The 11,618-nt window shown below is 59.3% G+C and carries 10 protein-coding genes and 1 riboswitch; of the genes, 3 read left to right on the top strand and 7 right to left on the bottom strand.

Annotation, left to right across the window (positions count from 1 at the left end):
* Position 1 precedes the first annotated feature (1 nt).
* From mmsA to ACX80D_RS13680, 3 genes are all read right to left on the bottom strand, one after another.
* On the bottom strand, positions 2–1,576 hold the full coding sequence (mmsA, locus tag ACX80D_RS13690) for a multiple monosaccharide ABC transporter ATP-binding protein (RefSeq protein ID WP_459323373.1): 1,575 nt from the start codon (positions 1,574–1,576) through the stop codon (positions 2–4).
* A 154-nt stretch (positions 1,577–1,730) separates the two neighbouring features.
* The gene (locus tag ACX80D_RS13685; protein WP_459323371.1) at positions 1,731–2,936 is read right to left on the bottom strand and encodes an ROK family transcriptional regulator; all 1,206 of its coding nucleotides are present in this window, start codon (positions 2,934–2,936) and stop codon (positions 1,731–1,733) included.
* Positions 2,937–3,040: 104 nt separating this feature from the next.
* On the bottom strand, positions 3,041–3,559 hold the full coding sequence (locus tag ACX80D_RS13680) for a gamma carbonic anhydrase family protein (RefSeq protein WP_459323369.1): 519 nt from the start codon (positions 3,557–3,559) through the stop codon (positions 3,041–3,043).
* Positions 3,560–3,787: 228 nt separating this feature from the next.
* On the opposite strand from ACX80D_RS13680, the gene ACX80D_RS13675 reads away from it, so the two are divergent.
* Positions 3,788–5,293, top strand: coding sequence for an amino acid permease (locus ACX80D_RS13675; RefSeq protein WP_459323368.1), 1,506 nt, complete (start codon positions 3,788–3,790; stop codon positions 5,291–5,293).
* Between the two features lie 111 nt (positions 5,294–5,404).
* Here the strand turns inward: ACX80D_RS13675 and ACX80D_RS13670 are convergent, their stop codons facing one another.
* Both ACX80D_RS13670 and purU read right to left on the bottom strand, forming a co-directional pair.
* Positions 5,405–6,409, bottom strand: coding sequence for an aldo/keto reductase (locus tag ACX80D_RS13670; protein WP_459323366.1), 1,005 nt, complete (start codon positions 6,407–6,409; stop codon positions 5,405–5,407).
* A gap of 26 nt (positions 6,410–6,435) precedes the next feature.
* Positions 6,436–7,266 (bottom strand): formyltetrahydrofolate deformylase, encoded by an 831-nt coding sequence (gene purU, locus ACX80D_RS13665; protein WP_459323422.1) that lies wholly within the window; start codon positions 7,264–7,266, stop codon positions 6,436–6,438.
* A 137-nt stretch (positions 7,267–7,403) separates the two neighbouring features.
* Positions 7,404–7,491: riboswitch (ZMP/ZTP riboswitch) on the top strand.
* A gap of 82 nt (positions 7,492–7,573) precedes the next feature.
* Between purU and glyA the strand changes: the two genes are divergently transcribed.
* On the top strand, positions 7,574–8,860 hold the full coding sequence (glyA, locus tag ACX80D_RS13660; RefSeq protein ID WP_459323364.1) for a serine hydroxymethyltransferase: 1,287 nt from the start codon (positions 7,574–7,576) through the stop codon (positions 8,858–8,860).
* A gap of 5 nt (positions 8,861–8,865) precedes the next feature.
* A complete protein-coding gene (locus tag ACX80D_RS13655; protein ID WP_459323362.1) occupies positions 8,866–9,738 on the top strand; it encodes a bifunctional methylenetetrahydrofolate dehydrogenase/methenyltetrahydrofolate cyclohydrolase in 873 nt (290 codons plus the stop codon).
* 144 nt (positions 9,739–9,882) lie between these two features.
* On the opposite strand, the gene ACX80D_RS13650 is transcribed toward ACX80D_RS13655, so the two are convergent.
* Both ACX80D_RS13650 and ACX80D_RS13645 read right to left on the bottom strand, forming a co-directional pair.
* On the bottom strand, positions 9,883–10,194 hold the full coding sequence (locus tag ACX80D_RS13650) for a protealysin inhibitor emfourin (RefSeq protein ID WP_459323360.1): 312 nt from the start codon (positions 10,192–10,194) through the stop codon (positions 9,883–9,885).
* Positions 10,191–11,282, bottom strand: coding sequence for a M4 family metallopeptidase (locus tag ACX80D_RS13645; protein ID WP_459323358.1), 1,092 nt, complete (start codon positions 11,280–11,282; stop codon positions 10,191–10,193). The genes ACX80D_RS13650 and ACX80D_RS13645 overlap by 4 nt, the downstream gene beginning before the upstream one ends.
* Positions 11,283–11,618: the final 336 nt, after the last annotated feature.

The raw sequence follows: 11,618 nt of genomic DNA, 5'->3' as shown, positions 1-11,618 counted from the left end.
CTTAGGCAGATTTCGCGACAGCGGTCATGCGCTTCATCAGCGTTTCCTGGCTGGCCTGGTCTTTATTGAGAACGCCGGTGATAGCGCCCTCGAAAATGGTGTAAATCCGGTCTGAGATACCCAGTAGCTCGGGAAGTTCCGAGGAAATGACGATCACGCCTTTGCCTTGGTTGGCGAGCTCTTGAATAATCCCGTAAATCTCATATTTGGCCCCAACATCAATGCCACGGGTGGGTTCATCAAGAATGAGAAGGTCCGGGTCGGTGAACATCCACTTGGCTAAGACAACCTTTTGCTGGTTGCCGCCGGAGAGTTTAGCGACGCCCTCGTCAACGGTTGGAGCCTTGGTCCGTAATTGCTTGCGGTACCTTTCTGCCACCGAAAATTCGTTGTCGCGATCAACCACTGTGTACTTGGAGATGGCATCAAGGTTGGCAGAAACCGTAGTGGTTTTAATGTCATCAAGCAGATTTAAGCCCAGCGTCTTGCGATCCTCGGTGACGTAACCCAGCCCGTGCTTGATGGCCTGCGGCACGTTGCGCAAGGTGATTTCCTTGCCGTCCTTAATGATTTGGCCCGAGAGGTAGTTGCCGTAGGAGCGGCCAAAGATCGAGCGGGCCAGCTCGGTACGTCCGGCACCCATGAGTCCTGCAATGCCAACAATTTCGCCACGCCGGACATTGAAGCTGGAGTTCTTACACACGAGGCGATCAGCGATCTGCGGGTGGGCCACGGTCCAGTTCTTTACTTCAAAGAACACTTCGCCAATCTTCGGCGTGTGGTCAGGGAAGCGGGATTCCAAGGTACGCCCCACCATGCCGCGAATGATCCTGTCCTCATCGACGCCGTCGGCCTTCACATCGAGGGTCTCGATGGACTTACCGTCACGGATGATGGTGATGGAGTCCGAGACCTGCTCAATCTCGTTGAGCTTGTGCGAGATCATGATGCAGCTGATGCCCTTGGACTTCAATCCTCGGATCAAGTCCAGCAGATGCTGTGAATCAGATTCGTTGAGGGCTGCCGTGGGTTCGTCCAGGATGAGCAGTTTAACCGATTTGTTGAGAGCCTTGGCAATTTCCACGAGCTGCTGCTTGCCGACGCCGATTTCCTTAACCGGAGTATCGGGATCCTCACTCAAACCCACCCGGGCCATCAGTTCCATGGTCCGCATGCGGGCTTCGCCCCAGTTGATGACACCGAACTTAGTTGGCTCATTGCCCAAGAAAATATTCTCGGTAATGGAGAGTTCGGGAATGAGAGCGAGTTCCTGATGAATGATGACAATTCCGGCATTTTCACTGGCCCGGATGTCCTTGAACTGGCAGACCTCGTTTTGGAAGACAATGTCTCCGTCGTAGCTGCCGTAAGGGTAAACGCCGGAGAGAACCTTCATGAGTGTTGATTTTCCCGCGCCGTTTTCGCCACAAATGGAGTGGATTTCGCTGGCACGGACGGTGATGGATACATCCGCGAGGGCCTTTACGCCTGGGAATTCCTTGGTGATAGAACGCATCTCGAGTATGACTGGGTTCGAGGACACCATATTGCTTACGCCTTCCGCAACTGACTTCATTGTCGATACCCCGCCAGCTTCAACACTGGACGGTGGGGCTTCATTGACCGCGAAAATACTTCGCTTCGCGGCATACCGGAATTACTAGTACTTGAAAAGTAAACTCGCTCACACGCTTGTGGTCAAGTCTTTAACGCTACGGGATGGTAACGGTTTAGGAAATGATGGAAGTGGACTCGTTTTGGAAGACCAAAGCAGTGGCACCTAGCGCTTCAGCGCGTGTGGATAATTGGGACATTTTGAGGATCAAGCTGGCACCAATGACTGGGACCGCGTGGCGGAGCAGTCCTCGGCGGATGGGCGCAAGGAATAGCTCACCCAAAGATGTTAGGGGCCCGCCGATGACAATGACATCGGGGCTGATCAGATTGGCCACATTCGCCAAAGCGCGGCCGATGGCCATTCCGGCGTCGTCGAGGACGCGAAGAGTGGCAGGATCGCCGGCGGCGGCTTGGTTAAGAATGTCCGCTGTAGAAATTAGGTTCGGGAGGCCCCTGCTGAGCAGGTCCACCATAGTGGCGGTGGATGCAACGGTCTCCAAGCATCCGCGATTGCCGCAGCGGCAAACGATGCCTTGGTCGTCAATGCTGACGTGGCCGATCTCTCCCGTCACGCCGAAGCTGCCGTGGAAGAGTGAACCTTGCAAGATGAGCCCCGAGCCAATGCCGGAACCAATCTTGATGAACATGAGGTTCGGTACTCCACCGTGGTCGCCCCAAGTGAGCTGAGCCAACGCACCCAAGTTGGCGTCGTTGTCGACCAAGACCGGAATTTGCAGCGCTTTTTCAAGTTCGTCGTGCAGATTAATACCCACCCACTCAGGCAGGATTGCGCCCCTAATGACCTTGCCATCGCGGCTATCGATGGGGCCGGGAATGCCCGCTCCGGCACCAATGAGCTGTGAACGTGAGATGCCAGATTCGCTTAACAATTTATCCAGCAGCTTAGCGGCGGCTTGGATGCCTTCAGCGGCCTGATGCCCACGGGGCAACGGGATTTCCTCTTCAGCCATCACGCGATAGGAGGTATTGGCCAGCACTACGCGCAAATGGGTGCGTCCAAAGTCGATGCCTGCCGCTATTGCGCTGTCACCGATGTAGCGAACGGACATGGCCCGTCTGCCGGAGCTCGTTACCGGGGTCAAAGTGACCAGACCCCCGGCCGCCATGCTTTTGACGATGTTTGAAACAGTGGCCGTGGAGAGTCCGGTGCTGCGCGCAAGGTCGGCTTGAGTTGCCGGCCCACCCTTGAGTAGCTGCTGCGTGAGCCGCTGTTGGTTGCGGCTACGTAGCGCCGTTTGCGAGCCTGGGTTTCGCGGGCGCCGACGGGCTGGGGCGGGGGCTTGTTCATCATCGAGCATATAAAGAACAGTGCACCATGTTGAGATTGGAGTCAATAAGTTAACACAAACTGGAGGCTTCAATTCATTCTATGAATGCGATGGTTGCGTTTTTCTTTGACTTGTTACCCTTGAGCGGCCTTGTGCTTGCGCGCCAGTGCCACATAATTACGGGCGTTGTCACGGACATGTTCGATCTCCTCGGCGCTCAATTCCCGCCGGACTTTAGCCGGGACGCCTGCCACGAGGGACCCGGGTGGAATGATGGCACCCTCAAGCACCACGGCCCCGCCGGCTACCAGTGATCCGGTACCGATGACGGCGCCGTTCATGATGGTGGCGCTCATGCCAATCAAGCAGTCATCCTCAACCGTGCAGCCGTGGACAACGGCTCCGTGTCCAACGCTGACGCCATTGCCCACCGTAGTGGGGAATCCTGGATCGGCGTGCAGCACCACGTTGTCTTGGAGGTTGGTACCGGAACCTACCGTAATGGAGCTGCTGTCGCCGCGCATCACCACACCGTAGAAGGCGCTGGAGTCTTCGCCCAGAGTTGCCTGTCCGATCAGCACAGCAGTGTGCGCAACAAATGCACTCTCATGGACCTTGGGTGTATTGCCGTCAAGGCTGATCAATTGATTCATGGTGGTTGAACTTCCAATCGGTAGGCGGCGCTGAGGAGCGGGTAATTCCGCATGGGCGCGAGGGTGATGCATTGCACCGTGCTTCACCTCGATGCTACCGAAAATAGGCAGAGGTGGCGCGATAACATTGGATGTTCACAAAATTCCGGAATAACCAATACCGGCTGCCCTTTCGGGTCCCCACAGAACGGAAATTACAGGATGTCACCTAGCGACCGCAAGGGTTCCATGAATGGATCTTCTGGCAACGCAGGAACCGGACCTGCCGTGACACTTGGCCGCCAGTTGACCCGTCGCAAGCCCTTTGGGCAGATGATCGACGAAGCCGGAAACGGCTCCGATGGCCGCACCTTGGTGCGCAGCTTTGGCGTCCTGCAACTGACCATGATCAGCGTGGGGGCAACCCTGGGTACGGGCATCTTCGTGATCCTGGGCGATTCCGTTCCGTTGGCCGGGCCGGCGATCTTCCTGGCCTTCGTGATTGCTGGAATCGCGGCCCTACTCTCGGCCATGTCATACGCTGAAATGGCTGGCATGGTCCCGGTTTCAGGCTCCAGCTACTCCTACACGTACGCCACCCTCGGTGAGGGCATGGCGTGGATCTGTGGCTGGTGTCTGGTTCTTGAATACGCTGTCTCCGTGGCAGCGGTGGCGGTCGGTGCCGGACAATACGTCAATGAATCCGTGGCGGGTCTGGGCTGGACACTGCCCGATTTCATCTCCCAACCGCCCGGAAGCGGGGGACTCTTGAATCTTCCGGCCATGGTGATCGTCCTATTCTCCATGGTGCTGCTGGTTCGTGGCGCCAAAGAGAGCGCTTGGGTCAACACGGTCATGGTCATGGTGAAGATCCTGGTCCTGCTGTTCTTCTGCGCCGTAGCTTTCACGGCCTTTAACTCCGGCAACTTCAGCCCTCTGTTGCCCATGGGTGCTGCCGGTGTTTCAGCAGCCGCATCCCGCGTGTTCTTCTCCTACATTGGCTTCGACGCCGCCTCCACAGCAGGCGAGGAAGCTAAGAATCCGCAGCGCGATTTACCCCGAGCCATCATGCTCTCCATGGTCATTGTCACCGGTATTTATGTCCTCGTGGCCGTCGCCGCCATTGGAGCCCGCGAGTGGACGTGGTTCGAGGGTACCCAGGCTTCGCTGGTCAAGATCCTGTTGGAAATCACTAACCAGCCCTGGCTGGCCTTGGTCTTTTCCTTGGGCGCTGTGTTGGCCATTACCAGCGTCGTATTGACCGTCATGTACGGGCAAACACGCATCCTGTTGGCCATGTCCCGCGACGGTCTGGTCCCGAAAATCTTTGGCCGCATTTCCGCAAAGCGCGGCACACCCGTGGCAGGCACGCTCATTGTGGGCATCGCCGTGGCGCTGACAGCTGGCGTGGTGCCACTGGGCGCACTGGCCGACGCCACCAGCATTGGCACGCTCTTCGCGTTCGCCCTAGTCAACGTGGCCGTCATCTACCTGCGCCGCAACCGCCCGAACGCCAAACGCAGTTACAAGGTCTTCCTCTACCCGGTCACGCCAATTCTGGGCGCCATGATGTGCGTTTACCTGATGGTCAACCTCGGCGGCATGACCTGGCTGGTCTTCATCGCCTGGATGATTGTGGGGATCGTGGTCTACTTCGCCTACGGCCGCCGCCACTCCCGCGTGGCCGCCTTATCCCAAGATGACTATGAGAAGCTATCCGCCGCAGACCTCGAGATGGAATCCGTCTCAGCATAGGACTGGGTTCGCCTTGATGCTCGGCGCCGACTGGCCGCGGCCGCAACCGTAGCTGTGCGTCGTACGTCTGTAGCTACAGACTTAGCTACAGACGTACGACGGCGGCCCCCACTACCAGCGCGGGTGGATGTCCGCGCGCAGCAGAGAATCGTAGATCTCACTCACGCCATCGTTGAACGTGGCACCAAGGTTGGGCAACGAACCGGCTGCGGCGTTGGCCCGCGCTTGCTCGATGGAGCGCGCCCCGGGGATCACCGTTGATACGCCGTCCAGTTGGGCCACCCACGCAAGGGCTGCTTGCGCCGTAGTTACCGCTCCGGTGGTTGCTTCCACTGCGCTGGCAAGTTCGGCGAAGCGTCCAGCAGCCTCAAGCCCCACGGTGTAATCCACACCGGAGAAGGTTTCGCCCACGTCGAAGTGGCTGCCATCGCGGTTGTAATTACGGTGATCGTCGGCGGCAAAGGCAGTGGCTGGCGTGTATTTTCCGGCGAGCAGACCGCTGGCGAGGGGAACGCGGGCAATGATGCCCACCCCTGCCTCGAGGGCGGTCGGCAACACAGCATCCAAAGGCTTGAGGCGGAATGCGTTCAAAATGATTTGGATGGTGGCCACGTTCGGGCGGGCGATCGCCGCAAGGGCCTGATCGCACGTTTCCACACTGAGACCGTAATTGGCGATTGCCCCCTCGGAAACCAGGGTATCCAGGGCGTCATAAACTTCATCGGAGAGAATAACGGCGGTGGGCGGGCAGTGCAGTTGCACTAGATCGAGCGTTTCCACGCCGAGATTCTTGCGGGAGCGATCGGTCCATTCCCGGAAGTTTTTCAGCACATAGTTTTCTGCCAGCTGATCCACACGCCGGCCCATCTTGGTGGCGACAGTGATGCCATGCACCGCGCCGCGCTCGCGCAGGAATTTGCCAATGATCTGCTCACTGCGGCCATCACCGTAAACATCGGCCGTGTCGAAAAACGTAACACCGGCCTCCGCTGATGCCTCCAGCACGGCCAAGGCATCAGCTTCACTGACATTGCCCCAGTCGGCGCCGAGCTGCCATGTACCTAGTCCGACGGCGGATATTGTGCGGTTAGTTTTTCCTAAGACGTTTTTGTTCATGACAACACACTAGGCCTTGGCGCTGCTTAGTCGAAGACTACGGTGCGGTGCCCGTCAAGTAGTACCCTATGCTCGGCGTGCCATTGGACTGCCTGGGCGAGGGTGCGGGCCTCGACGGCGCGGCCCATGGAAACAAACTTTTCCACCGAGTGGCCGTGCTCAACGCGGATGACTTCCTGCTCGATGATGGGGCCCTCATCGAGTACCGCTGTGACGTAATGGGCCGTGGCGCCAATGATTTTTACACCGCGTGCGTGTGCCTGGTGGTAGGGCTTGGCGCCCTTGAACGATGGCAAGAATGAGTGGTGGATGTTGATGGCCTTGCCGGCGAGGTGGTTGCACAAGTCATCCGAGAGGACTTGCATGTACCGGGCCAGGACCACCAATTCCACGTCGAGCTGCGCCACCAGCTCAAGGAGAGCTGCCTCGGCGTCGGCCTTGGTTTCCGGGGTGACTGGAATGTAGTGGAAGGGAATGCCATAGAAATCAGCCAACGGCTTCAAGTCCATGTGGTTGGAGACAATGGCCGGGATTTCCACCGGCAGCGTGCCAGAGCGCTGCAGGAACAACAGATCATTGAGGCAGTGTGCGGCTTTGGAGGCCATGATCAAGGTGCGGATCGGCGCACCAGCACGGTGCAGGGTCCATGTGAGATCAAACTGCGCGGCAACTGACTCGAGGTGCTCGCGGAGTCTGGAAAACGACGTCGTAGTTTCCACGGCAACACGCATGAAAAAGCTCCCGGTATCCGAGTTGCCGTACTGCTGGGAATCGGTGATATTGCAGCCTGCCTCCAGCAAGGAACCGGACACGGAATGGACAATGCCCGGCTGATCAGCGCAAGAGAGCGTCAGCACATACCCTTGCGAGGCGGCGTTCGTGGCGGCCTGTGAGGCGGCAGAAGCGGAAAAGGGCGCAGCAGCAGAATTCAAATCAGTCACCGTGGAAGTTTACCGTTCATTCGATGTGCTGCAGGACTGCGGCTGTATTACTATGGAGGGGTTGCAACTGGCGATGAGGTGGGACACCACCGGGGAGCAGCACGAATGAGAACTTTGCGATCGTACGCCTGGGACGTGAAGTCATCGATCGTCATCCACTTTGGGGATTGGCGATAATCTTTTCAAGAAGAGTTTTTTCGTGCTGACCACTCAGGAGTCTGTAGTGTCTTTTTCACCCACCCAGTCCGTAACTAATGCACCGCTCTCCGAGCTTGATCCGGAAATTGCGGCCGTCCTGAAGGACGAGCTCGCCCGCCAGCGCGACACGCTGGAAATGATCGCCTCGGAAAACTTCGCACCCCGCGCAGTGCTTCAGGCACAGGGTTCAGTGCTCACCAACAAGTACGCTGAGGGTTACCCGGGCCGCCGCTACTACGGCGGATGTGAAGCCGTTGACGTCGCCGAGAACCTGGCCATTGAGCGTGTCAAGTCCCTCTTCGGCGCAGAGTACGCCAACGTCCAGCCGCACTCCGGTGCACAGGCCAACGCTGCAGCACTGGCTGCAATGATCAAGCCCGGCGATAAGATTATGGGCCTGTCCTTGGCTCACGGTGGGCACCTCACCCACGGTATGAAGCTGAACTTCTCCGGCAAGCTCTACGAAGTTGCCGCTTACGAAGTTGAGCCCGATACCTTCCGCATCGACATGGACAAGCTGCGTTTGCAGGCCATCGCCGAGAAGCCTCAGGTCATCATTGCTGGCTGGTCCGCGTACCCTCGCCAGCTGGACTTTGCCGCATTCCGCGCGATCGCCGATGAAGTCGGAGCACTGTTGTGGACCGATATGGCTCACTTCGCCGGTCAGGTTGCCGCAGGCCTGCACCCGAACCCGGTGCCGTACTCCGACGTTGTCACCTCCACAGTTCACAAGACCCTTTCCGGCCCGCGTTCCGGGGTGATCTTGGCCAAGAAGGAATGGGCCAAGAAGATCAATTCCTCCGTGTTCCCGGGACAGCAGGGCGGCCCGCTCATGCACGTCATCGCCGCTAAGGCTGTGGCGTTCAAGATTGCTGCCGGCGAAGAATTCGCCGAGCGTCAGGCACGTGTACTCGAAGGCGCCAAGATCATCGCTGAACGTTTGAATGCTCCCGATGTTGCCGAAGCCGGCGTGTCCGTGCTGACCGGTGGCACCGATGTGCACCTGGTGCTGGTTGACCTGCGTAACTCGGAGATGGATGGCCAGCAGGCCGAAGATCTCCTGCACAGCGTTGGCATCACCGTTAACCGCAACGCTGTTCCGTTCGACCCCCGCCCCCCGATGGTCACCTCGGGCCTGCGCATCGGTACCCCCGCGCTGGCCACCCGCGGCTTTGGTGCGAAGGAGTTCACCGAAGTTGGCGAGATCATCGCAGAAGCGCTCAAGGGTGGTGCCGACGTTGACGCTCTGAGCGCCCGCGTCAAGGCCCTCGCTGCCGACTTCCCGCTGTACCCCGGTCAGGAAGAATGGTAGAAAGCATGACTGCTCAAATCCTTGACGGCAAGGCCACCGCCGCTGCCATCAAAGCCGAGTTGACCGTGCGTGTGGCTGCCCTCGCAGCCCGCGGCGTCACCCCGGGCCTGGGTACTATTCTGGTTGGCTCGGATCCGGGCTCTCAGTGGTACGTGGGCGGAAAACACAAGGACTGTGCCGAAGTTGGCATCAAGTCCATCCGCATCGATTTGCCGGACACCGCAACCCAGGATGAGGTCCTGGCCGCTGTCCGTCAGCTCAACGAAGATCCAACCTGCACCGGCTACATTGTTCAGCTGCCCTTGCCTGCGCACATTGACCAGGACGTGGTGCTTGAAGCCATTGACCCGGCCAAGGACGCTGACGGTCTGCACCCCATGAACTTGGGCCGTTTGGTAGCCAACGTGAACCGCCCCATGACATCCCCGCTGCCATGCACGCCCAAGGGCTGCATTGTGCTGTTGGAACGCCACGGGATTTCCTTGAACGGCAAGCGTGTTGTGGTGGTTGGCCGCGGCGTCACGATTGGCCGGCCCATGGGCTTGCTACTGACCCGCCGCGACATCAACGCCACCGTGGTTCTGGCGCATACCGGAACTCTCGATTTGGCTGCTGAGTTGCGCGAAGCCGACGTGGTGGTTGCCGCCGCAGGCGTGCCGCACATGATCAAGGCAGCCGATTTGAAGCCCGGCGTCATTGTCCTGGATGTTGGCGTTAGCCGCGTGGACGACGGTAACGGCAAGGCAGTTGTCACCGGTGATGTGGAGCCCGCAGCTGCTTCCGTAGCGAGCTGGATCTCCCCGAACCCGGGAGGCGTTGGTCCCATGACCCGCGCGATGCTGTTGGCCAACGTGGTTGAGTCCGCCGAGCGCGTCTAGCGTTTTGCTTGCCCGCCGTGGGAGGTCCGCCCCGAGGACCGAGCACGGGCCCCGATGCCGCTCATAATGCTCCCTGCCGCCGATATATCGACGGCGCAGCGCATTATGAGCGGCATTGCTGTTTCCGGTGGGGAGGGCGCCACACTAGTGTTCTAGCGACTCAACGCGTTCGGGCCGCCCATCCACCCAAGCCACGAGTAACCGAACATCCTCCGGAAGGCTCTGCTCGGTGTAGTGGACGTTGATGGTGGGGCCGGACCCTTCCAAGCAGATTTCGTAGAGTTGCGCATCCGGCCAAGGTTGCTGGGTCGGGGGAGGGGGAACATCGTGCAAATTGGCGCGAGCGATCTCGGTGGCGAACGTTTTAGCGTCGTCGCGCGGCAGGGATGTGGCGTCGAGTTCGGTGCGGGCCACCATGCCCGCGAAGCCCGCGCCGCGAGAGATGATCAGCTTCACAGGAGAACACCTACCTGCCTCCATGCGTCGTGGACTATGTCCTGCTCGGTGGAACTGAACAACGTTCCGGCGACATCTACTGTGGCTCGGGCGGCCTCGTCGAATTGGGAGTTGGCGCGCAGCCGGTTGGTTAGGACCGTGTACCAGATCTTCCCGGCCTTTTCCCACGCGTAACCGCCCATGGCGCGGGCGGCCAACGCGAAAGCGCGGTTGGGGATGCCTGAGTTAATGTGCACGCCACCGTTGTCATTGCGGGGATCGTTGTTGTCGGGCAGATCCTTGTAGTGGTCCATGTGGCCGGGTTGCTGATCACCCGAGTAAGCTGTGCCGGGATTGATCATGGAGCGTAGCGCAGTCCCCAACTCCGGGACCAAGACTCCTTCGCCAATCAGCCAATCGGCGTCGGCTGCGGTTTGTTTTAGGCTGTACTGCTTGACGAGGGACCCGAAGACGTCCGAGAACGATTCATTCAAGGCGCCCGGCTGCTTGCTGTATATCAGGGCCGCTGTGAGCTCGGTGATGCCGTGGGTTAGCTCGTGCCCGATGACGTCCACTGCCCGGGTCAGCCCACCAACCTGGAAAATCCTGCCACTGCCATCGCCGTAAACCATCTGGGCACCGTCCCAGAAGGCATTGTCGAAGGCGACGCCGTAGTGGACCGTTGAGATAAGTTCCAGCCCAGCGCCATCAAGAGAGTTGCGCTGATAGACGTCGCGGAAAAACTCATAGGTGGCACTGCTGCCGTCATAGGCCTGATTGACAGCAGCGTCCTTTACTGGCGGCTCGCCCCAGTCACGGACCCGCACGCCAGGCAAGAAAGTCCGGCCATTAGTCTTGTTGTCGTAAATGGTCAGACGCCGTTCGGGGATGACGCCAAAGCCCACCATTTTGCCAATGTTCACGTTCAACTGCCGATTCAGATAGCCCATGACGGCGCGTTGCGAGCGGATGGCGGCCGAGGTGGCGAGAGCGCGCACGGCAGCTTCCCGCTGGTGTGGATCTCCGTCAACGGCCAAGCGGCCCAATAAGTCCGGGGGAGCAATACTGCACAATGTCCTTCCATGACGTGACCCGTGGAGTGTTGACATGTTCCTGCCTCTTTCCCTGTTTCCCTGATCGGAGCAGCTTCTGGCTGAAAAGATGGGGTCAGGTTCGCAGCGACGGACGCAATTGCGGTTTGGGCGGCCACATGCTGGTGCTTCTTAGCCCGTTCCACCATGATGCCCCTGTTGGTCACGGGGGACAAGGAACCGAGGAGAAATTCTGTGCGCCGCCGAGTCAGACCGAAGCCCGCCGAGTCAGACGGGGCGCTGCGTCTGACTCGACGGCACCCCGTCTGACTCGACGGGCTGCTGCCGGTATACCAGCACGAACACCTACAGGCACCCGGCATGCTCGGCACCCGGGACCCACCCGACGGGCAC

The sequence above is a fragment of the Arthrobacter sp. Sr24 genome, from assembly GCF_054511175.1.
Note: the sequence above shows the minus strand (reverse complement) of the source record. Positions and strands in the feature narration are given on the sequence as shown.

What these genes read in the sequence shown, in the direction of transcription:
- ACX80D_RS13655 (WP_459323362.1), top strand. Translation starts at nt 8,866, where the DNA reads ATGACTGCTCAAATCCTTGACGGCAAGGCCACCGCCGCTGCCATCAAA.
- ACX80D_RS13685 (WP_459323371.1), bottom strand. Translation starts at nt 2,936, where the DNA reads ATGCTCGATGATGAACAAGCCCCCGCCCCAGCCCGTCGGCGCCCGCGA.
- ACX80D_RS13645 (WP_459323358.1), bottom strand. Translation starts at nt 11,282, where the DNA reads ATGTCAACACTCCACGGGTCACGTCATGGAAGGACATTGTGCAGTATT.
- mmsA (WP_459323373.1), bottom strand. Translation starts at nt 1,576, where the DNA reads ATGAAGTCAGTTGCGGAAGGCGTAAGCAATATGGTGTCCTCGAACCCA.
- ACX80D_RS13670 (WP_459323366.1), bottom strand. Translation starts at nt 6,409, where the DNA reads ATGAACAAAAACGTCTTAGGAAAAACTAACCGCACAATATCCGCCGTC.
- ACX80D_RS13675 (WP_459323368.1), top strand. Translation starts at nt 3,788, where the DNA reads ATGAATGGATCTTCTGGCAACGCAGGAACCGGACCTGCCGTGACACTT.
- ACX80D_RS13680 (WP_459323369.1), bottom strand. Translation starts at nt 3,559, where the DNA reads ATGAATCAATTGATCAGCCTTGACGGCAATACACCCAAGGTCCATGAG.